At 70.2% G+C, this 21,739-nt stretch carries 16 protein-coding genes and 1 tRNA gene; 11 read left to right on the top strand and 6 right to left on the bottom strand.

The window, feature by feature from the left end:
* Positions 1-85: 85 nt before the first annotated feature.
* The 5 genes from G6028_RS09900 to G6028_RS09880 all read left to right on the top strand — a co-directional run bounded on the left by G6028_RS09900 (position 86) and on the right by G6028_RS09880 (position 8,205).
* A complete protein-coding gene (locus G6028_RS09900; protein WP_182658759.1) occupies positions 86-3,004 on the top strand; it encodes an SNF2-related protein in 2,919 nt (972 codons plus the stop codon).
* Positions 3,001-3,774, top strand: coding sequence for a hypothetical protein (locus G6028_RS09895; RefSeq protein ID WP_259848322.1), 774 nt, complete (start codon positions 3,001-3,003; stop codon positions 3,772-3,774). Before G6028_RS09900 ends, G6028_RS09895 begins: the two co-directional genes overlap by 4 nt.
* Positions 3,775-3,833: 59 nt before the next feature.
* On the top strand, positions 3,834-5,021 hold the full coding sequence (locus G6028_RS09890) for a metallophosphoesterase family protein (protein WP_179525567.1): 1,188 nt from the start codon (positions 3,834-3,836) through the stop codon (positions 5,019-5,021).
* Complete coding sequence (locus G6028_RS09885) at positions 5,018-7,651, top strand: AAA family ATPase (RefSeq protein WP_182658758.1); 2,634 nt, start codon at positions 5,018-5,020, stop codon at positions 7,649-7,651. The genes G6028_RS09890 and G6028_RS09885 overlap by 4 nt, the downstream gene beginning before the upstream one ends.
* A 74-nt stretch (positions 7,652-7,725) precedes the next feature.
* A complete protein-coding gene (locus G6028_RS09880; RefSeq protein WP_241730665.1) occupies positions 7,726-8,205 on the top strand; it encodes a MarR family winged helix-turn-helix transcriptional regulator in 480 nt (159 codons plus the stop codon).
* 126 nt (positions 8,206-8,331) lie between these two features.
* Here the strand turns inward: G6028_RS09880 and G6028_RS09875 are convergent, their stop codons facing one another.
* From G6028_RS09875 to G6028_RS09855, 5 genes are all read right to left on the bottom strand, one after another.
* Complete coding sequence (locus G6028_RS09875; RefSeq protein WP_182658757.1) at positions 8,332-9,219, bottom strand: metal ABC transporter permease; 888 nt, start codon at positions 9,217-9,219, stop codon at positions 8,332-8,334.
* Positions 9,216-10,151 (bottom strand): metal ABC transporter permease, encoded by a 936-nt coding sequence (locus tag G6028_RS09870; protein WP_182658756.1) that lies wholly within the window; start codon positions 10,149-10,151, stop codon positions 9,216-9,218. The genes G6028_RS09875 and G6028_RS09870 overlap by 4 nt, the downstream gene beginning before the upstream one ends.
* Positions 10,148-10,933: a metal ABC transporter ATP-binding protein gene (locus tag G6028_RS09865; protein WP_182658755.1), complete on the bottom strand. Its 786-nt coding sequence runs from the start codon at positions 10,931-10,933 to the stop codon at positions 10,148-10,150. The genes G6028_RS09870 and G6028_RS09865 overlap by 4 nt, the downstream gene beginning before the upstream one ends.
* An 8-nt stretch (positions 10,934-10,941) precedes the next feature.
* A complete protein-coding gene (locus tag G6028_RS09860) occupies positions 10,942-11,877 on the bottom strand; it encodes a metal ABC transporter substrate-binding protein (protein ID WP_182658754.1) in 936 nt (311 codons plus the stop codon).
* Between the two features lie 344 nt (positions 11,878-12,221).
* A tRNA-Arg gene (locus G6028_RS09855) sits at positions 12,222-12,297 on the bottom strand.
* Between the two features lie 190 nt (positions 12,298-12,487).
* Between G6028_RS09855 and argS the strand changes: the two genes are divergently transcribed.
* Genes argS through thrB form a run of 5 tightly spaced genes read left to right on the top strand, consistent with a single transcriptional unit; the run spans position 12,488 to position 18,942 of the window.
* Entirely contained in the window at positions 12,488-14,140 is a 1,653-nt protein-coding gene (gene argS, locus G6028_RS09850) for an arginine--tRNA ligase (RefSeq protein WP_182639369.1), read from the top strand.
* A complete protein-coding gene (lysA, locus tag G6028_RS09845) occupies positions 14,137-15,555 on the top strand; it encodes a diaminopimelate decarboxylase (protein ID WP_182658753.1) in 1,419 nt (472 codons plus the stop codon). The genes argS and lysA overlap by 4 nt, the downstream gene beginning before the upstream one ends.
* The gene (locus G6028_RS09840) at positions 15,552-16,904 is read left to right on the top strand and encodes a homoserine dehydrogenase (protein WP_179525563.1); all 1,353 of its coding nucleotides are present in this window, start codon (positions 15,552-15,554) and stop codon (positions 16,902-16,904) included. The genes lysA and G6028_RS09840 overlap by 4 nt, the downstream gene beginning before the upstream one ends.
* Complete coding sequence (thrC, locus tag G6028_RS09835) at positions 16,901-17,983, top strand: threonine synthase (protein WP_179525562.1); 1,083 nt, start codon at positions 16,901-16,903, stop codon at positions 17,981-17,983. Before G6028_RS09840 ends, thrC begins: the two co-directional genes overlap by 4 nt.
* The gene (gene thrB / locus G6028_RS09830) at positions 17,980-18,942 is read left to right on the top strand and encodes a homoserine kinase (protein ID WP_179525561.1); all 963 of its coding nucleotides are present in this window, start codon (positions 17,980-17,982) and stop codon (positions 18,940-18,942) included. The genes thrC and thrB overlap by 4 nt, the downstream gene beginning before the upstream one ends.
* Positions 18,943-18,990: 48 nt before the next feature.
* Here thrB and G6028_RS09825 read toward each other — a convergent pair whose 3' ends face one another.
* Entirely contained in the window at positions 18,991-20,661 is a 1,671-nt protein-coding gene (locus G6028_RS09825) for an AMP-binding protein (RefSeq protein ID WP_182610719.1), read from the bottom strand.
* 471 nt (positions 20,662-21,132) lie between these two features.
* Here G6028_RS09825 and G6028_RS09820 point away from each other — a divergent pair.
* On the top strand, positions 21,133-21,739 hold a 607-nt coding region (locus G6028_RS09820; protein ID WP_182658752.1), incomplete at its 3' end, for a Rho termination factor N-terminal domain-containing protein.

Below are 21,739 nucleotides of genomic sequence, written 5' to 3'. Positions count from 1 at the left end.
TAACCGGGGTGTGGAAGGGCCGTCGGGGCCCCGGCCCGGCACCGCACCGGAGTGCCGTGTCGGACGGGCGTGCTTACATGTCGTCGTGACCCAGTCCGCCGATCCCCGTCTCCACGCCGTGTGGCAGTCCGGGGTCGTGGGGTTGTGGTGCGACACGGGGTTGCGTCGACCGCACTCGGTGGCGCCGGCTGCCGCGGTGACGGCCGTGGGCCGTGCCGGGGCCCCGGATGCGGTGGTGGAGTTCCTCTCCGGCTACAGGCTGTCCCACCGGATCGGCATCCGTGCCGTCGTGGACGGCAGGGCCAGATCGGCGACGGTGCCCGGGATCCGGATCTCCGTCGGCGCCGCGATCGACCTGTGTCGACTCCTCGGGGCCGAGGACACGTGGGTCGGGTCGGGACTGCGGGCGTTCTCCGCCCTGTCCGCGGGGGTCGCGGCGCTCGTGGCCGCGGGCCACGTGGTCCCGTGTCTCACCCGCAGGGACGGGGCGTGGGAGGCGTCCTGGGATCTGGTCGCCTCACCGGTGATCGGGGCCTGGACCACCGAGAGCCTCCAGCGCAGCCACGGGCTGGTCGCCACCCGCGAGGAGCTGGTCCGGCTGCTGTCCGAGCTGGCGGACCACCACGCCCGCACCGCGCTGGCACCCCTGGCGGCAGACCGCCACAGTGATCTCGGTGACGCACTGGTCACCGGTGGTCAGGTGACCTCGGGCGGTCAGGGCCTGGCCGATGCCGTCCGGGAGTTCGGCCGGGCGGCCGCCGCGAAGGACGTCGAGGTGGTGTTCCGGGTGGTCGAACCCTCCGACGACGCCGAGGTGGACCGCGCCGCGACGCCTGGCCACGCCGTGGACGACGACCCGGCTGACGACTCGCCGGGGGAGCGGTCCCGGGATCCCGGTGTGCTCTGGCGGCTGCAGGTGTTGGTCCGGACGGGCGCCGATTCGCTCCGCCCGTTCTCCGACCTCGACGACACCTCCTCCGTGGACGGACCGGTTCGCGACGTGGTCGACCGGGCCGTCCGTTCGTGGCCGCCGCTGACGCGGGCCACCCAGGCGGCCGGTGTTCCCGACCTGCTCCTGCCGACCGATCTCGTGGTCGACCTGGTCGACGAGGGGGTGGAGGCACTCCGGGCCCGCGGGGTCGAGGTCCTGCTGCCGAGGGCCTGGACCAGGATCAAGACAGCGGTCAGGCTGGCCGTCAAGGAGCCCGGGACCGAGTCGGTGGACTCGGGGCACCGGTTGGGCCTCGAACAGCTGGCGGACGTCGACTGGGAGTTGGTGGTCGACGACAACCCGTTGGACGCCACCGAGGCCCGGATGTTGCTCGACGCCGCGTCGGACCTGGTCAAGCTCCGCGGCCAGTGGGTCCGGGCGGACCCGGGTGCGCTCCGGCGGGCGGCCCGCTTCCTCGCCGCCAGGCGTGGCCAGCGGACGACCGCACCCGCTCTGGTCGGGGCGTTGATGTCCGAGGAGGCGGAGGGAGTCGAGGTCCGGTCGCCGGGCACCCTCGACTGGATCCCCTCGTCGTCGTCCCCGGTCGTGCTCCCGGACTGGTTCCGGGCCACCCTGCGTCCGTACCAACTGGACGGTGTCAGGTGGCTCTCGGCGCTCTCCCGGGCCGATACCGGGGCGGTCCTGGCCGACGACATGGGTCTCGGCAAGACGATGCAGGTGCTCGCGCTCACCGCGGTCGAACACGCGGCCGGGAGGTCCGGACCGACGCTGGTGGTGGCGCCGCTCACCCTGGTCGCCACGTGGGCCCGGGAGGCGTCGACGTTCGCGCCGGACCTCCGGGTCCACGTCCATCACGGACAGGGTCGGGACCGAGGTGAGGGCGCGGCCGAGAGGATGGCGGACTCCGACCTCGTCCTGACCTCATACGGCACCGCAGCTCGTGACGTCGACCTGCTCACCGGGGTGAGGTGGCGGCGTCTGGTCGCGGACGAGGCGCAGACGGTCAAGAACCCGGCGACCGCGGTGTCCCGGGCGATCAGATCGATCCCCGCGCGGCACCGGATCGCGCTCACCGGGACCCCGGTGGAGAACAGGCTGGACGAACTACGGGCGGTGTTCGACTTCGCCAACCCGGGGCTGCTCGGGTCGGCCAGTACCTTCCGCGCCCGGTTCGCGGTCCCCATCGAATCGCACCGAGACGAGGCCGCGGCCACCCGGCTGCGTGCCCTGGCGGCCCCGTTCGTCCTGCGCCGACTCAAGTCGGACCCGCTCGTGGCCGCGGATCTGCCGGCCAAGCAACACATCAGGGTCGACTCACCACTGACCCGTGAACAGGCGACCCTGTACCAGGCGGTCGTCGAGGACATGATGGAGCAGGTCAGGGACTCCGAGGGTGCGGCCCGCAAGGGTGCGATCCTGTCCGGTCTCACCGCGCTCAAACAGGTGTGCAACCATCCTGCGCACTATCTCGGCGACGGGTCCTCGCTGCTGCGGGGTGGGCGACACCGGTCCGGAAAGCTCGCGGCACTGGACGAGGTCCTCACCGAGATCCTCGACGCGGGGGAGAAGGTCCTGTTGTTCACGCAGTACCGTGCCTTCGGGGATCTGATCCTCCCGCTGGTGGAGCGCCGGGCGGCGACCGGGGTCCCGTTCCTCCACGGCGGTGTCACCGCGGGTGGTCGGGCCTCGATGGTCGAGGAGTTCCAGAGCGCGGACGGCCCACCGCTGATGCTCGCCTCCCTCCGGGCGGGCGGGACCGGGCTCACGCTGACCGAGGCCAATCACGTGGTGCATCTGGACCGGTGGTGGAATCCCGCGGTGGAGAACCAGGCGACGGATCGCGTCCACAGGATCGGGCAGACCCGGGTGGTCCAGGTGCGGACCCTCGTGGCGCCCGGGACGGTGGAGGACCGGATAGACGAGTTGCTCGAGTCCAAGCGCGAGCTGGCGGATCTGACGCTCGGCCCCCTCGCGGGTGTGCTCACCGAACTGACAGACGCCGATCTGGCCTCACTCGTCGCGCTGACCGACGAGGGGACGGACGAGACGTGAGCGGGAGAGGAGGGATCCCCACCAGGTCCAAGGCGGGTCCGTTCGGGTCGCACATGTGGAGTCGGCGGTGGTCCTCGGACCTCGAATCCGGCGTGAGCCGCGGCGAGGCGTTCCTCGGCCGCAAGGACGCGCGCAACGGCAGGGTGCTCTCCCTGGAGCACTCCGGCCGCATCGTGCGGTGCGACGTCGACGGCAGTCAACCGGACCCGTTCTCCGTGGAGTTCGAGTTCGCCCCGCTCGACGCCACGGACACCGACGCGCTCCGCACGGCGCTCCGCCGCGAGGAGGGAGGAGTGCTGGGCGCGCTCTCCGGGGATTTCTCCGACACGGTCGGATTCCTCCTGCTCCCGGCGGTCCACGGCGCCACCCGGTACTCGTGCCGGTGCCCGGTCCAGCCGGGCCCGTGTCGACACGTGCTGTCCGCCGCCCACGTGCTCGTGGAGTGGTGGGACGCCACCCCGGAGGTGATGTTCGCACTCCGGGGACTGAGGGCCGAGACGGTGGGCGCCGTGCTGGGGGGGACCGCGGACGGGGACGTCGGCGCGGTCGCCTTCGACGTGGAGGAGAGCCTGTGGGGCCGGGATCCACTTCTCCCCGCCGTCCCCACCACCGCCCCGGCAGGTCTGGAGGATCTCCTGGACGCACCGGTCACCAGGAGACTCGCCGCGGCCGCGACCGGGGATCCACTCGAACAACTGCGGGTGGTGGCCGACCTGGAGGACTTCCTCGACGCGTTCAGCCGGTATCGGCCGGGGGATCAGCGCCCGTGATCCACCCGGTCGGCGAATCCCGCCGCAGCACTGTCGGAGCCCCCACCTACGATGCGGCCATGGACAGGCGACGGGACGGCGACACGATCCGATTCCTCCACTCGGCCGACTGGCAGCTGGGGATGACACGGCGATTCCTCGGGACCGAGTCACAGGCGGTGTACACGGCGGACCGGCTCGCCGCGGTGGCGTCGCTGGGGGACATCGCCCTCGAGCACGGCGCCGAGTTCGTCGTGGTCGCGGGCGACGCGTTCGAGGACAACGCCGTTCCCCGATCGGTCGTGCTCCGTGCCGCGGAGGTTCTCGCGGCCTTCCCGGTACCTGTACTGATCCTCCCCGGGAACCACGATCCGCTTGACGTGTCGTCGGTACTGAGGTGCCGGGACTTCTCCTCGGCCGTGGACGGCGGGGCCGTCACCGTCATCTGTGACTCCGAGCCCGTGGAGATACGCCCCGGGGTCGAGGTGGTGGGGGTCCCGTGGACCTCCAAGCGCCCGGATCCCGCCCGTCTCCCCGCGTTGCTCGCCGACCTGGGCCCGACCGACTCCCTGCGCATCCTCGTCGCGCACGGTGGCACCGACGAGGTCTACGGCGGTGACTCGCCGTCCGTCGAGGCGATCCGCGTCGCGGAGCTCGAGAGCGCCGTCGGGTCGGGACACCTGGACTACGTGGCCCTCGGCGACAGGCACTCGGTCACCAGTGTCGGTGCCGGCGACAGGATCTGGTTCTCGGGAAGCCCCGAGACCACGGCGTTCGACGACGTCGAGAGGGCGTCCGGTCAGGCTCTGCTCGTCGAGCTCGGGACGCGGAGCCCCACCGGCGGCCGGGGTGACTGTGTGGTGACACCCGTCCGGACCGGACGGTGGTCCTTCCTCGCGATCACCGCGGAGATCGAGACCGAGTCGGACCTCGACGCCCTCGCCGAGCGGATCGAGGCGATCGAGGACAAACCCAGGACGGTCCTCAAGCTGGGCCTCACCGGGACCGTCGGGGTGGCCCTGCGTGCGAGGATCGACGATCTCCTGGAGACGTGGGCGGAGCTGTTCGCGGCCGCATACCTGCGAGAGCGGCTCACCCACCTGGTGGTCCGCGCGGAGGATTCGGACTTCACCGACCTCGTGGACGGCTATGCCGGGCGCGCGGTTCAGGATCTCGTGGAGAAGGCGGCGTCGAACGGATCGGACTCGGAGGACGCCGGCAATGCGCTCAGTCTGCTGTACCGGCTCGTGGACGGAGGCCTGAGGTGATCCTGCACCGGCTGTGTATCGAGGACTTCCGAGGCGTCGACCGGGAGGAGGTGCAGGTGCCCCCCCGCGGGGTCTTCGTGATCGAGGGCCCCAACGAATCGGGCAAGACGAGCCTCATGGATGCACTCGAGATGCTCCTCGAACACAAGGCCTCCTCCGGCCGAGCGGAGATCAAGGCCGCGAGCCCTGTGGGGCGTGACGTCCCGGTGGTGGTGGAGGCCGAGTTCACGATCGACCGCGAGCGGATGCGGTACCGCAAGGAGTTCGTGCGCGGCAAGCGCACGTCGCTCGAGTTCCCGGGGTCCGCGAAGGTGGCGCTGACGGGTGACGACGCGCACGACTACGTGCGGGACCTCCTGGACCGCCGGGTGGACAGGTCCCTGTGGAGAGCGCTGCGTATCGCCCAGGACGAACCCATCGGTCAGGTGGAGGCGGGCAAGGGGATGGAGTCGCTGCGGCGAGCCCTGGACGCCGCGGCCGGCGGGGCCGCTCCCACGGGTGACGACACATTGGTCACCCGGGTCGCGGAGGAACGTCACCGCTACCTGACGGCACGACGCGGGGAGCCCACCGGCGAGCTCGCGCGGTCGGAGACCCGGCTCGCGGACGCACGCACGGCACTGGACGACGCCAGGGCGGGGCTGTCCGAACTCGATGCCGCGGTGACCGAGCACGCACACTACTCCGCCGCCCACTCCGCCAGGCGATCCTCGCTGGCCGCCGTCGAGATGGAGGTGGAGCGCCTCGAGGAGGCCGGACGAACCGTCGCACGGTTCCGGGAGCTCCTCCGGGCCGCGGAGGCGGAGGTCGACCGCGCCACGGTGGCGCACGACGCGGCGAGCCGGCTCCACCGGGAGCGCACGGACCTCATCACACGGCGTCAGGAGGAACTGACCAGGGAAACCGACCTGCGATCCGCCACGGAGGCGGCGACGCGGAGGGTGGAGCCGGCCGAGATCAGGGCGAGCGAGGCGCGGGCCGCCCTGGAAGCGGCCGAGGAGCGGGTCACCAGGGCCCGCGCACTGGTCGACGCCGAGCGGGACGCGCGCGACCGGGTCCGGCGTCGCGCCGACCTGTCCGACCTCGATTCCCTTCTCGAGACCCTCGGGACGGTCGGGAGGGAACTCGCGGAGAAGGAGGCCGAACTCGCGGATGTCGACCTTCCCGGCGGGACCGTCGAGCGGATCCGATCCGCGGACACGGCCCTGCGCGAAGCCGTGGTCCGCAGTGCGGCCAGTGCCCCGAGGGTGGCGGTGGCCGGCGAGGGAACGGCCCGAATCGGGGAGGAGACGATCGACGCGTCCGCGGGCTGGGAGGGCGAGATCGTCGAGGACACCGTGTTCGAGGTGGGAACGGTGTCGCTGACCGTGGTCCCCGCCGGCGACACCGAGGCCGTCCGCCGCGCGGAGTCGACGGCCAGGTCCCGACTCGAGACGGTGCTCCGCGAGAGCGGGTGCGGATCGCTCGCCGAGGCCGAGAGGAGGGAACGGCGGGCGGAGGGGCTCCGCGCCGAGATCGCAGCCCACCGGCGGCGCAGGACGGATCTGCTCCGGGGGGACACCCCCGAGGATCTGACGAGACGACGCGCGATACTCGCCGCGGAGGTGGGGTCGGACGCCGAGGAATCGGCAGGGGCCCCCGCCGGCCCTGGTGGGCCCGGGGACGGGGACTCACCGGACCCTGCAGCGGAGTCGGCCTCGGCGGAGGAGGACCTGATCAGGTGCCGCTCGGAGGATCGGGCCGCCTCGGCCGAGGCCGAGACTCTGCGAACCGACCTCGCCACCAGGGGCGCGTTGGCCGCGGAGGCCGCGGACCGGCTGCAGGGGTGCGAGGACGCGCTCGCCGCCGCACGGGCCGTGACGCCGGACGCGGAGCTCGAGGCCGCGGTGGAGAGGACGACGTTCGAGGTGGACTCCAGAAGGGAGACCGCGCGTCAGGCGCGGGCCCGACTGGACGAGACGCTCGCCGACGCGCCGTCGGAACTCCTCGAGAACGCGCGGGCCTCGCTGGCCGCCCTCGTCGCCGAGGAGAGGGAGTGCGCGTCGGCGGTGGCCACAGCGCTCGGTCGGGTGAACGCGATCGGAGACCAGGGACGGCTCGGGGACGTCGCGGTGGCGGAACGTGAGGTCGAGGCCGCGCAGAGGGAGAACTCCGCCCTGTGGCGGCGGGCACGCGCGGCGGACCTGCTCTACCGGACCCTCGAACAGCGACGGTCCGAGGCTCTCCGGGCCTACCAGGAGCCGTTCCACCGGGCGGTGGTCGAACTCGGGCGACTGGTCTACGGGCGCGAGTTCGACGTGCGACTGGGGGAGGACCTCACCATTCTCAGCCGGAGGATCGGGGAGGTCTCCGTCGACTACGACTCCCTGTCCGGCGGGGCCAGGGAACAGCTGGCTGTGATCGTCAGAATCGCCTGCGCCAGACTCGTGGGGGACAACGGTGTCCCGGTGTTCCTCGACGACACCATGGGGTACACCGATCCCTCCCGTCGCCTCACGATGGGTGCGGTCATCGCCGCCGCGGCCTCCACGTCACAGGTCATCGTCCTCACCTGCGACCGTTCACGCTTCGCGGGTGTCGGCAGCGCGCGCACCCACGTCATGCGCAGGTCGGCATCGGCCCGCGACTGAGGGCGGTCCGGCTGGTCCGCGGCGGGCCGGTGGCTGGAGGACGCAGCGGCGGGTCGCCGTGCTGTAATAGCCCCATGAGCGAGACACGCTGGTTGAGCGATGAAGAACAGTGCATGTGGCGCCGGTACCGGGAAGTCAATCAGTTGCTCGACCTCGCGATCGAACGCCAGCTCCAGCGCGACGCGTCGATGTCCCAGTCCGACTACTCGGTGCTGGTCAGCCTGAGCGAGGCGGACGGTCGGGGCCTGCGCGCCCGTGATCTGGGGGCGGCTCTCGGCTGGGACCGCAGCCGTGTGTCGCATCAGGTCAGGCGGATGGAGGCCCGGGGACTCGTCGCCAAGGGGGAGTGCGCGGAAGACGGCCGGGGCACCATCGTCACCCTCACCGCGGAGGGGGCCGAGGCGATCGCCAGGGTGGCCCCCATGCACGTGGAGAAGGTCCGAGAGCTACTGATCGACGTGCTCACCGAAGAAGAGGTGGGCACGCTGACCACGATCTTCGAGCGGGTGGTCACCCGCATCGGTGAGGTCGATGGGATCACCCTGCCGAGCTGATCGGGCGGTCTGGCCGAGTTCCCTCCGAGGCGTTTGTGGATCCTATGTGCGGGCTGGTGTGGGGCGGTGATCACCCCGACGCCCGGGTAGGGTACCGGGGCCGTTCGTAAACTGGGGCTGAGGGGTTCACACCGTTATCGGCACCCGGACGCCGCGCTTCGTTCGTCGCCGATACCGGTGCCCGATGCGTGTCGCGGTGAGCACGAGGACGAATAGGATCCCGTAGAACACTGCCATTCCGGCACTGGTCGCGGCGTCCAGGGCGTACGCGATCCAGAACCCTGCCAATGCCCCGGCGGCCGCGATGCCCGCAGTCAGCCCGACCATCACCGGCAGGCTCCGGCTGAGGAGGTAGGCGGTGGCGGGCGGGACGATCATCAGTGCGACGACGAGGATCGCGCCTGCCGCGTTGAACGCTGCGGTGACGGTGAGAGAGACGAGAAACATGAAGGCTGTGTTCAGGAGGCCTGCCCGCACGCCGATGCTGGTGGCGAACTGGGCGTCGAAGGTGGTGACCTTGAGCCCGGAGTAGAAAGCCCCGAGGAAGACGATGTTCAGAGCGAGTACACCGAGCATCACGTACAGGTAGACGGGCCCGATGGAGGTGCCGCCGATGGTGAACTGATCCCAGGCGGCGAGGTTAAGGTCACCGACGAGTACGGCGTGCGTGTCGAGGTGGATGTTCGCGAAGTTCACCGAGACGAGGATGACGCCCGCGCTGAACAGAGCAGGGAAGATGAGGCCCTGGGGTGCGTCGCCGGCGAGGAGACCGGTCCGGGAGAGCCATTCGCTACCGAGGACCACGATGAGCCCCGTGAGGGCAGCTCCGACGATCAGTAGCGGTGAGTCGAGGTTGCGGGTGAAGAAGTAGCCGATGACGATCCCTGGAAGCACGGCGTGGCTGATCGCGTCAACGAGCATGGAGTTCTTCCGCAGCACGACAAAGGTGCCGGGCAGGGCGCAGGCGAGGGCGGTGACGACCGCAAGCAGGGCGGTGCCGACGACGAAACTCATCTAGCGGCCCCCTCGAGGATGAGTTCCCGTTTCACGGCCGTGCGCGCACGACTGCGGGCGACCAGGCGTGTGATGACACTTCGCCGCGGTGAGGCGAGCAGCGAGATCAGGAAGATCACGAAGAGGGTGAGCACGATGAGTGGCCCGGTGGGCACTCTGCCGAGAACTATCGACAGGTACGCCCCGATTCCGCTCCCGAGGGCCCCGAAGACACCCGACAGGGTCACCATGCCGGGCAGTGTTCGCGTCCACTGACGGGCGGCGGCGGGTGGGGTGACCACGAAGGCGACCATGAGGACCAGCCCGACGGCTTTCACTCCGATCACGGTTGCGATGACGATGGTGGTGAACATCAGGGTGTCGATAAAAGTCGCCCGGAAACCGAGCACGGTGGAGTGGACGGGGTCGAACGTGCGGAGGGCGAACTCCTTCCAGAACACGACCATCAGTCCCAGAGCGAGAGCTCCGACAGCGATGCTAGTGGTGAGGTCGGCGACGGTGATGGCGGAGGCGTTCCCGAAGAGGTAGTCCTGGATGCCGCCCTTGCCGGGGAAGGCGCCGTTGCCGATTATGCGCATGAGCAGCATGCCCGCGCCGAAGAAGATCGTGAGAGACACGGCCATGGCCGTGTCGATTTGAGTCTTCGATACCCGAGTGACCCCGTTGGCGAAGAGCGCCGCGACGGTGCCGATGGCGACGGCCCCGACGATGAGACCGATCATGTTCCGGCCGTCTGTGCCCAGTACTACAACCGATGCCAGGAACGCGAGGAGCGCACCGGGCAACGCTGCGTGCGAGATCACGTCGCTGATGAGTGATTGCTTGCGCAGATAGGCGAAGCTCCCCAGGGCACCGGCGACCAGCCCGATGGTCATGGTCCCGAACAGCACCATTTGGTAGGTGTGGTTGTCGAGGATTTCGATCAGGCTCATGACGCGAACTGCAGGAAGGCGTCGTCGTCCGAGGTGACCTCGTAGGCGGTGCGGATATTTTCCTTTGTGAACGACTGCTCTGAGGGCCCGGATGCCACGATCCGGCGGTTGAGCAGCGTGACGTGGTCACAGTAGTCGCGCACGGTCGCCAGATCGTGGTGCACGATCACAGCGGTCTTTCCCTGCTCGCGCAGGGTGTGCAGTACGGAGACGATGGCCTGCTGGCTTTTCGCGTCGATGCCCTGGAAGGGCTCGTCCATGAAGTACAGGTCCGGCTCCTGCACGAGGGCGCGGGCGAGGAACACGCGTTGTCGTTGTCCGCCGGAAAGCTCACCGATCTGCCGGGCGGCAAGACCTGGGATTCCCGTCTGCTCGAGAGCCGCCACGGCGCGGGCGCGCTCGTTCTTCCCGGGTCTCCGGAACCAGCCGAGAGAGCCGTAGGTGCCCATAGTGACGACGTCGAGGACGGTGGTCGGGAAGTCCCAGTCCACAGTCGTGGACTGCGGCATGTACCCGACTCGTCTCCGCACCCTTGAAAGGGGTTGTCCGAAGAACTCCGAGGTCCCGGTGAGTGGTGGGACCAGCCCGAGCATTGCTTTGATCAGTGTGGATTTCCCGGCCCCGTTCGGACCGACGATTCCCATCACCACTCCCTGGGGCACGCGGAAGTCGACCCCCCGGAGAACGGCCTCAGCATGGTAGGCCACCGAGACGCCCTTGGTGGCGCACGCGAGCACGGTGTCGGTGGGGCGGGCGAGCGAGCCATCCGGACTCTGGGCCATGAGCATGGTCATTGCGTCCCGAGTGCGGCGGCGACGGCCTTCGCGTTGTGGGTGAACACGCCGAGATAAGTGTCAACTCCGGGCTCCGCGCCGAGGGAGTCGGCATAGAGTTCGTCGGCCGAGATCCCGACCTCCCAACCGAGTGCATGAACGGCCTCGCTAAGGCTGTTGATCGCCTGGGGGTTGGCCTGGTTGTCCTGGAAGATGACCGGCACTCGGTACTCCGCGATCAGTTTCGCCAGGTCCGAGATCTGCTCCGCGCTCAACGACGCCTCTGTGGACACGAAGTCGGTCGCATGAACTTCGAGATCGTAGGAGTCGCCGAAGTAGTTGAACGCGTCGTGGCCGGTGATCAGGATGCGCGGCTCGGGAACACGGGCGAGGAGCTCCTCGGCCTCAGCGGCGGCCTCTGCGATCTCGGCCTGGTAAGCGTTGGCGTTCTCCCGGTACTCCGCCGCGCTGTCGGGTTCGATCTCGCCGAGCTTGTCGGCGACGAGGCCGACGACGAGTGACCACGCTTCCGGGCTGTTCCACACATGAGGGTCGCGCAGCTGGTTACCCACATCGTCGGTCTCGGGCCAGGACAGAAGGAGGTCGTCGGGTAGTGCGTCGCCTACGGCCAGCTGCTTGTCACCGAGGCTCTCGAGTTGGTGGGTCATCTGCGCTTCCAGGTGTAACCCGTTCCACAGCACCACGTCGGAGTCCTGGATCGCTTGGATGTCCTTGGTCGACGGCTGATAGGTGTGTGGGTCGCCGCCGGGCCCGACCATCGTGGTCACGATCGCTTCGGGAGCGATATTGGCCACGGCGTCGGCGAGGTACCCGGTGGTCGCGTAGACGGTCAAGGGGGCATCGACGCCGGCGTTGCGCGGGGTTGTCGCGCAGCCCGCGAGCAGGAGAGCGGCCGTCGCAGCGGCGGCGAGGCCGGTCAATCGAGAACGCATGGGAGTAGAGGGCCTTTCGGTATGGCGAAAAACATCGTTTGGGCGGTGATGTAATAATTACACTAGCAACCCATCTCAGCTTTTCGGCAACCCGAACTTCCGCGAGGGGTGTCGGCGCGAGCTCTCCAGGTCCTCGAAGGGCAGCAGGCCTGGATCGGATCCGACCTGATCGACCCGCCGTCGCGGAGGGGAGAGGTAACAGGCGCGAGGGAGCAGGCGCGCGGGCGTGAGAGGACAGGCGCGCGGGCGTGAGGGGACTAGGTGGGATAGCGCCGGATCAGAGTGTCCGGGAAACGAGGAAGTCCCCTCCCAATCCCGCGTCTGCGGGTGGGAGAGGACTCCTGTGGTGCCCCCGAGAGGAATCGAACCTCTGACCTTTGGTACCGGAAACCAACGCTCTATCCCCTGAGCTACGAGGGCGGGATACCGGCCTTTCCGGGCCGGAGGCCGATCGCCGGGCGACTACTTCGAACCGCCCTGCTGAACAGCGAGACCGATCGTAGCACCGGGGCGGGATCGTGACCGCATCGGGCCCGCCCGCGTCGCGAGGGCGGGCGGACGCCGGTGTCCGATTCCGCTGCCGACGTGCCGACACCTAGGATAGGAAGACGTGACTCCCGCCGACCTCGCCGCCGTCATCCGCGCCGCTCTCATCACCGTTCTCACCGAGCGTGGAGCCGACATCTCGGTGGTGCCGGACACGGTGACGGTCGAACGCCCGCGCAACCCGGAACACGGCGACTACGCCACCAACATCGCGTTGCAGTTGGCCAAGAAGGTCGGAGCCTCTCCGCGGGATCTGGCGCAGGAGATCGCCACCGCGCTCGCCGCCGATCCCGGTGTGGCGTCGGCGGACATCGCCGGCCCCGGATTCCTCAACATCCGCCTCGACTCCGGTGCCCAGGGGTCGCTCGTGGCCTCCGTCATCGAGCAGGGCGAGGCGTACGGCACCGGGGACGCGATGGCCGGTCGTCGGGTGAACCTCGAGTTCGTCTCCGCCAACCCGACCGGCCCTATCCACCTGGGAGGCACCCGCTGGGCGGCGGTCGGCGACGCACTCGGGCGCGTGCTCGAGGCATCCGGTGCGCAGGTGACCCGGGAGTACTACTTCAACGACCACGGTGCCCAGATCGATCGGTTCAGCAGGTCGCTGGCCGCCGCGGCCCGCGGCGAGGCGACTCCGGAGGACGGGTACGCGGGAGCGTATATCGACGACATCGCCGCCCGGGTCGTCGCGGAGCACCCGGACGTCCTCGAGCTGCCGGAGGCCGAGGGGCTCGAGACGTTCCGCGCCACGGGCGTCGATCTGATGTTCACCCACATCAAGGCGTCGCTCGCGGAGTTCGGCACTGTCTTCGACGTCTACACCCACGAGAACTCGATGTTCACCTCCGGCGCCGTCGACCGGGCGATCGAGGTGCTCAAGGGCAACGGCAACCTGTACGAGTCCGAGGGCGCCTGGTGGCTGCGCTCCACGGACTTCGGGGACGACAAGGACCGTGTGGTCCTCAAGTCCGACGGCAACGCGGCCTACATCGCCGGTGACATCGCCTACTTCCTGGACAAGCGGGACCGCGGTTTCGACCTGTGCATCTACATGCTCGGTGCCGACCATCACGGGTACATCGCCCGTCTCAAGGCCGCGGCGGCGGCTCTGGGGGACGACCCCGCGGCGATCGAGGTCCTCATCGGGCAGATGGTCAGCCTCGTTCGGGACGGCGTCCCGGTCAAGATGAGCAAGCGCGCCGGCACCGTCATCACGCTCGACGACCTGGTGGACGCGATCGGGGTGGACGCCGCTCGGTATGCGCTCATCCGCTCCTCGGTGGACCAGACCATGGACATCGATCTGCAGTTGTGGACGTCGGCGACCAACGACAACCCGGTCTTCTACGTCCAGTACGCGCACGCCCGCCTGTGTTCCCTCGCCCGGAACGCCGCCGACCTGGGGGTCACCACCGACGCCGCCGACCTCGCGCTCCTGGTCGAGGACCGGGAGGGCGCGCTCATCCGGACCATCGGTGAGTTCCCCCGGGTCGTGGCGAGCGCGGCCGAGCTGCGCGAACCGCACCGGGTCGCCAGGTATCTCGAGGAACTCGCGGGCGCCTATCACCGCTTCTACGACACGTGTCGCGTCCTGCCGATGGGTGACGAGGAGGCGGGGCCGCTCCACGCCGCCCGGCTCGCGCTCAGCACGGCGACCCGACAGACGCTGGCGAACGGACTGCGGCTGATCGGCGTCACCGCCCCGGAGAAGATGTGAGCGCGCACCCGGCCGGGTCCCGGCACGAGTTCCCGCACGCGCCCGGGATCGGCGAGCGTCCCACCGACGTGGGCGGGGTGATGGCCCTGGATCCGGCGGTCTGGCCGCGCGGTGCGGGTCGTCGCGGGGACGGGGTGGTGGAGTTCGCCGGGGTCGCGGCGGATGAGCTGGCGGCCGAGTTCGGCACCCCGTTGTTCGTCATCGACGAGGACGACTTCCGCTCGCGCTGCCGCGAGATGGCGGAGGCCTTCGGGGGCGCCGACCGGGTCCACTACGCGTCCAAGGCGTTCCTGTGTACCGAGGTGGCGCGCTGGGTGGCGGAGGAGGGGTTGAGCCTGGACGTCGCCTCCGGTGGCGAGCTCGCGGTGGCCCTTCGTGCGGGGTTCCCGACGGACCGGATCACCGTGCACGGCAACAACAAGTCCGCCGACGAACTCAGGCTCGCCGTGCGCAGCGGGGTCGGGCACGTCGTCCTCGACTCGATGTCCGAGATCGCCCTGCTCGACCGCATCGCCGCCGAGGAGGGCGTGGTCCAGGACGTCTTCATCCGGGTGACGGTGGGCGTGGAGGCGCACACCCACGAGTTCATCGCCACCGCCCACGAGGACCAGAAGTTCGGGTTCTCCCTCGCTGGCGGTGCGGCGATGGCGGCCGTCCGCGGGGTGTTCGAGGCACCGCACATCCGGCTCACCGGCCTGCACAGCCACATCGGGTCCCAGATCTTCGACGTCGACGGCTTCGAACTCGCCGCGCGCCGCGTGATCGGCCTCCTGCGCGACATCGTCGACGAGTTCGGTGTCGAGCGCACGGCCCAGCTCGATCACCTGGACCTGGGTGGCGGACTGGGCATCAGCTACGTCGCCTCCGACGACCCGCCCCCGGTCGCCCAGCTGGCCGCCGCGCTGACGGAGATCGTCGACGGCTTCTCACGGGACGTCGGCCTCGCGCCCCCCACGCTGGTCGTCGAACCCGGCCGGGCGATCGCCGGACCGGGCACCGTCACCCTCTACGAGGTGGGCGTGGTCAAGGACGTCGAGCTCGCGGGTGGGGAGAGCCGCCGCTACATCAGTGTCGACGGCGGGATGAGCGACAACATCCGGACGGCGTTGTACGACGCCGTGTACGACGCCCGGCTGGTGGGCCGCGCCTCGTCGGCGGAACCCGTCGTGGCGAGGCTCGTGGGCAAGCACTGCGAGAGCGGTGACGTGGTGGTGCGTGACCTGTGGATGCCGGAGGACGTCGGTGCGGGTGACCTGGTGGCCGTCGCGGCGACCGGGGCCTACTGCTACTCGATGTCGAGCCGGTACAACCTGATCGGGCGGCCCGCGGTGGTCGCGGTCCGCGACGGACGGGCACGCCTGGTGCTCCGACGTGAAACCCTGGACGATCTGACGAGCTTGGAGGTGGGACAGTGAGCGACGCAACGGCGTCAGGCGTGCGACCCGTGGGAGTGGCGGTGCTCGGAATGGGCACCGTCGGCACCGAGGTCATCCGCTACATGACGGAGAACGCGGAGGCTCTCGCCTCCCGCATCGGGGCCCCGTTGGCCCTGCGGGGTGTCGCCGTGCGCGACCTGACCCGCGATCGCGGGGTGGACCCGGAGCTCCTGACCGCGGACCCGGCCTCGCTCGTCTCCCGGGACGACGTCGACGTCGTCGTCGAACTGATGGGCGGCATCGACGTGCCGCGTCCCCTCCTGCTCGAGGCGCTCCGTCACGGCAAGGCCGTGGTCACCGCGAACAAGGCGCTGCTGGCCGAGTACACCGACGAACTGGCGGAGGCCGCGGACTCGACCCGCACCGATCTGTATTTCGAGGCGGCCGTGGCCGGCGCGATCCCGGTGATCGGACCGCTGCGTCGCTCGATGGCCGGCGACCAGGTCGAGCGTGTCCTCGGGATCGTCAACGGCACCACCAACTACATCCTCTCCGCGATGGGGGCCACGGGCGCCGATTACGCGGAGACCCTCGCGGAGGCCTCCAGGCTCGGGTACGCGGAGGCCGATCCCACGGCGGATGTCGAGGGGTACGACGCGGCGGCCAAGGCCGCGATCCTGGCCTCGATCGCGTTCCACAGCCGGGTGACGGCGGGCGACGTCTACCGGGAGGGGATCTCCAGGATCTCGCCCGACGACTTCGCCTCCGCCCGCGACATGGACTGCACCATCAAGCTGCTCGCGATCTGCGAGAAGCTGCGGCGGGAGGACGGCAGCGAGGCCGTCTCGGCGCGCGTGTACCCCGCGTTGTTGCCCAACAGCCATCCGCTGGCCACCGTCAACGGCGCCTTCAACGCCGTCGTGGTGGAGGCGGAGGCGGCCGGCCGTCTCATGTTCTACGGACAGGGTGCGGGAGGTTCCCCGACCGCCTCCGCCGTGCTCGGGGACATGGTCGCGGCGGCCCGCAACAAGGTGGACTCGGGTCGCGCACCCGGCGAGTCGACCTACGCGGCCCTACCCGTGGCCTCGATGGACGAGGTCTCCACGCGGTACCACGTGCGGATGCGTGTGGCCGACAAGCCCGGGGTGCTGGCGCTGGTCGCCGCCGAGTTCTCCCGCCACGGGGTGTCCATCGCCCAGGTGCGGCAGACCGAGGTCGAGTTCCCGGAGTCGGAGCTCGACGATTCCGAGCCCACCGCGGAGCTCACCGTCCTGACCCACCGTGCCTCGGAGCGCGCGCTCGCCGACACGGTCGCCGCGCTCTCCGACCAGGACGCGGTCTCGGTCATCACCAGCGTCATCCGACTCGAGGGAGTGGACACCGAATGAGCAGCACCCATCAGCCCGTGCACCACCGCTGGCCCGGCCTCATCGAGGCCTACCGCGACCGGCTCCCGATCGGGGACGCCTGGGAGCCGGTGACGCTCTTCGAGGGCGGGACCCCGCTCCTCCCGGCGCCCTACCTCTCAGGGGTCACGGGGTGCGAGGTCTACCTCAAGGTGGAGGGCCTCAACCCGACGGGCTCGTTCAAGGACCGCGGCATGACCATGGCCGTCACCGACGCCAGGGCGAGGGGCCAGAAGGCCGTCCTGTGTGCCTCGACCGGGAACACCTCCGCCTCGGCCGCCGCGTATGCGACCCGCGCCGGGATGGGCTGCGCGGTTCTCATCCCGCAGGGCAAGATCGCGGCGGGGAAGCTGGCGCAGGCGGTCATGCACGGGGCGACGATCATCCAGGTGGACGGCAACTTCGACGACTGCCTCGAGCTGGCCCGTAAGACCACCGCCACGTACGCGGAGATCGGTCTGGTCAACTCGGTCAACCCGGTGCGGATCGAGGGCCAGAAGACCGCCGCGTTCGAGATCGTCGACGTGCTCGGACGCGCACCCGATCTGCACTTCCTCCCGGTGGGCAACGCGGGCAACATCACCGCGTACTGGAAGGGCTACAGCGAGTACCACGCGGACGGCATCGTCTCGACCCGCCCGCGGATGATGGGCGTGCAGGCCGCGGGCGCGGCGCCCCTCGTGGACGGGGCGCCGGTCAAGAACCCGGAGACCATCGCCACCGCCATCCGCATCGGCGCGCCGGCGTCCTGGGACGGCGCCGTCGCCGCCCGTGACCAGTCCGGTGGCACGTTCCGCAAGCGCACCGACGAGCAGATCCTCGAGGCGTACCGCACCGTTGCGGGCAAGGACGGCGTGTACGTGGAGCCGGCCTCCGCGGCGTCGGTCGCGGGACTGCTCGACGCGCACGCCAACGGGGAACTCGAGCCCGGTCAGACGATCGTCTGCACCGTCACCGGCAACGGGCTCAAGGACCCGGACACCGCCCTCCTGGGCATGCCCGAGGTGGAGGCCATCCCGGTGGATCCGACCGCCGTCGCCGGCGCTCTCGGGTTGGAATGAGCGACGTGACCGGTACCGGCCCCGAGGTCTTCGGCAGCTCCGGGGGACGTATCCTGCCGGTCGGTCGCTCGGTCACCGTCGAGGTGCCCGCGTCCAGCGCCAACCTCGGGCCGGGTTTCGACGCCCTGGGCGTGGCGCTGGGCCTGTACGACACCATCACGGTGACCACCATCGGCTCGGGGCTCGAGCTCGAGGTCTCGGGCGAGGGGGCCGGTCAGGTCCCCGCCGACGCTTCCCACCTGGTCGCGAAGGCGGTGGAGGCGGGACTGCGGGCCGGCGGCACGGGCGCCCCTGGGGTCAGGATCGCCTGTACCAACGCGATACCGCACTCCCGGGGTCTCGGGTCCTCCGCGTCCGCCGCGGTGGGGGGACTGGTCGCGGCGAACGGTCTCATGGGCGGCGTGTTGACCGACGAGCACCTGGTACAGCTCGCGAGCGAGTTCGAGGGGCATCCCGACAACGCGGCGGCGAGCGTGCTCGGCGGGGTCGTGGTCTCGTGGACCGAGCGATCGGCGACCGCCGTGACCTACCGCGCGGTGCGCATGGACGTCGATCCGACGATCGTCGCCACCGTGCTGGTGCCGGCCGAGACCTCGTCGACGGCGCAGACCCGGGGCTTGCTCCCGGAGATGGTCCCCCACGAGGACGCGGCCTTCAACGCCAGTCGGGCCGCACTGATGTCGGTGGCCCTGGCCTCGCACCCGGAGTTCCTCCTGGCCGCGACCGAGGACAGGCTCCACCAGTCCTACCGGGCCCCGGCGCTCGTCGGCACCACCGAGTGGGTCGGCCGGCTCCGGGACCGTGGACTCGCCGCGACGGTCTCCGGGGCGGGCCCCACCGTCCTGGTGCTGGGGACCTCCGCGCTGCCCGCGGACCTGCGCGGGGACGCCGAGGCGCAGGGATGGCAGGTCCTGGATCTCCGGATCGCGGAGGGCGCCCGGGTTCTCGTCGGGGAGTGAGGACGTCCGCTCGCACGACGGGGGTTCACGGCCGGGCCGTGACCCTGGTCAGGCGGTGGAGCCCGGTGAGATGGTCGTGACCTGATAGGCCCCGTCGGCGTGGAGGGCACGGATCGCCCGCTTGTCGTACTTTCCGACCGACGTGCGGGGGATGTCGTCGACGAACGCCCAGTGGTCCGGTCGCTTCCACAGTTCCACATGGCCCTCCAGCGACTCCCAGAGCGCCCGCGCGGTGGCGGACGCGCCGGGTTTGAGGTGGACCAGGACCATGGGGCGGTTGCCCCAGCGTTCGTCCGGTACGCCGATCACCGCGGCATCGGCCACCCGCTCGTCCCGAAGGACGGCGTGCTCGAGTTCCACCGAGGAGATCAGCTCGCCCCCCGAGGCGATGATGTCGTCCACCCGGTCGACCACGTCGAGGTAGCCCCTGGGGGAGATGGTGGCCATGTCCCCGGTGCGCAGCCAACCGTCGACGAACCGGTCGGTCGCGTCGTCGCCGAGATAGCGTGCGGTGACCCAGGGTCCTCTGATCTGTAGCTCGCCGACCGACCACCCGTCGTTCGGCAGGACACGCCCGGCTTCGACGATCCGGGCCTCGACCCCGGCGGGGAACCTGCCCTGCCCGAGGATCTGTGCCCGGCGGTGGGTCGCGGACGAATGGGGGTCGGCCCGGGCGAACGTGGCGATCGGACTCGACTCGGTCAGGCCGTAGGCCTGCATGATGGTGACCCCGTGTCGCGTGACGAACGCGTCGAACAGCGCCTCCGGCACCGGCGAGCCGCCGACCAGGACCTCGCCCAGGTGGCCGAGCGGCTGGGGGTTGGTCTCCAGCCGGCGGAGGAGGCGCTGCAGGGAGGCCGGCGTGGTCGCGACCTTGTTGGGTCTGAACGTGGCGAGCAGATCGGCCAGGTCGCGGCCGGAGTGCATGGCCTGACCAGGTCGCGGCCGGGCGGTGATGATGCTCGCCCCGGTCATGAACGCCGCGTAGGGCAGGCCCCAGGACAGGACGTGGTACATCGGCACGGTCGTCAGGACGGTGTCCCCGCTGCGGAGCGCCGCGCTCTCGGCCATGCACATCTGCATCGAGTGCAGCCAGATCGAGCGGTGGGTGAACGCCACCGCCTTGGACAGGCCGGTCGTGCCGGAGGTGTAGGCCAGCGCCGCCGCGGCGCGTTCGTCCAGCTCGGGCCACTGATAGGTGGTCGGCCGTCCGTCGAGGAGGGCCTCCAGGGCGTGGAGTTCCACCTCGTGACCGTCCCCGGACAGGTCGGTGGTGTCCCCGGCGACCCGGGCGTCGAAGACGACGAGGTGGCGCACGTGCTCCAGGTCGGCGACCACCTCGAGTGCGAGAGAGAGCAGTTCGGGATCCACCAACACGACGGAGACGTCGTTGTCGCGGAGCGCCGCGAGGAGGAAGGACCGGGACCTAAGGACGTTGACCGACAGCGCGACGGCTCCCATCGACGGGATCGCGAACAGCGACTCGACGACCTCGGTGCGGCTGCCGGACAGGACGGCCACGACGTCACCCTCGCCCACGCCGAGATCGGTGAGGGCGTGGGCCAGGGCCGCGGCCCTGGCGGCGATCACGTCGAACCGAAGGGTCCGGGGCTCCATGTCCCCGACGAAACCGGTGACCGTGGAGCCGGAGTGGCGCTCTGCGGCGTGGTCGAGGATCCGGGACACGAGCAACGGGGTGTCGAGCATCGTTCCGAACATCAGACCTCCTTCCGCGCGGCCGCAGTGGGCTGTAGGTTACCGCCCGTCGACCGGGATGCGGACACGCCCGTGGAACTCGCGAGGGGGACGCGTGTGGAGACCGACTGCGGGTAGTATGCTTGCCGAAGCCACGGACGCCCGGTCGTCCCCGCATCCCGAGACATCTCCAGTTCACCGTCCGCCTCGGCGGACGGCAGCTCGTGAGTAGGTCACGGTGGGAGCGGCCGAACGGCGAGTGGTCAACTGGGATTGTCGTGCCCGTGAGTGGGTCTCGTCCGTAGTCGACGGTCAACATGACGTCGGCGCGGTGGGCGTCACCTCGTGTACATCCCCCTCAGACGAATCCGTGTCCGGCCAGTTCGCCGCCACGGAAGGCCTCAGCGGCCACCCGGGACGCCCGTCCGCGTCCCGGACAGTTGCTCGGTGCGAAGCGGTGGACACCGCCTCGGCCCGGGCCCAGAAAGGACACCCGTGACCTCGACGGAAACCCACTCCACGCCTCCGCAGGATGCCGCACTGGCAGCCATGCGACTGGCGGACCTCAAGTCCCTGGCGCAGCAGATGGGCCTCAAGGGCCTGTCAGGCAAGCGCAAGGGCGATCTGGTGGCGATGATCGACTCCGCCCGCGGCGGGAAGTCCCAGGCTCCCGCCCAGTCCGCGCCCGCCGCGACCGCGGAGAGTGCCCCCCGGTCCGACGCGCAGAAGCCGCCGAGTGGCCAGCAGCCCGCGCGCGAACCCGGGAAGGCGGACGAGGGTTCGACTCGGGGTGGCGGTGAGGCGCCCGCCGAGAGCCGGGGCCGCGGGGACGGGCAGGACCAGGGCGAACGGAACCGTCGCGAGGACGGCCCGCGCGGCGGTGGCCAGAACCAGAACCAGGCGCAGGGTCAGAACCAGGCACAGAACCAGTCGCAGGGTCAGAACCAGGGGAACCGGCAGCGTCGGGGCGGGCAGAACCGCGACGACCAGGGGTCGGGTCGTCAGGATCAGGGTCAGCAGGGCGGTCGCGCCCGCGATCAGCAGTCCGGTGATCAGCAGAACCCCGATCAGCAGGGCCGCGATCAGCAGGGCCGCGATCAGC

The organism is Dietzia cercidiphylli (assembly GCF_014145145.1).
GTDB classification, from domain to species: domain Bacteria; phylum Actinomycetota; class Actinomycetes; order Mycobacteriales; family Mycobacteriaceae; genus Dietzia; species Dietzia natronolimnaea.
Note: the sequence above shows the minus strand (reverse complement) of the source record. Positions and strands in the feature narration are given on the sequence as shown.